This window comes from Bacillus sp. SIMBA_031, from assembly GCF_046535225.1.
GTDB lineage: Bacteria > Bacillota > Bacilli > Bacillales > Bacillaceae > Bacillus > Bacillus velezensis.
Genome location: NZ_JAWRXC010000709.1, coordinates 1 through 234, shown reverse-complemented (window position 1 = coordinate 234; position 234 = coordinate 1). Strand labels below are relative to the sequence as shown.

Annotated in this window: 1 protein-coding gene; it reads right to left on the bottom strand. The window is 56.4% G+C overall.

Annotation, left to right across the window (positions count from 1 at the left end; translation table 11 throughout):
* Window positions 1-234, bottom strand: a 234-nt coding sequence (locus SB724_RS21920) for a hypothetical protein (protein WP_486304073.1), incomplete at both ends; no start/stop codon positions are given.

The following is a 234-nucleotide window of genomic DNA, read 5'->3' as shown; positions in this document are numbered from 1 at the left end:
CGCAGGCAGCGCGATCACGCTTTTGTCCGCTCTAACCAAAAAATCAGGCAGCGCGGCGATTCCTAGCTTTTCGTGCACGGCGGCAAGCTGGGTCGTCAAATCGTTGCTTCTGAAAGCGACGTGGCGGCCGTCGGCAAAACCAAGCAGCCACACTTGCTCCGGAACATGGTCAAGTGTGGCGTGATATGCAATGAACTGCCATTCACTCGGTGGGCGGTTGATGTAATCATGCGC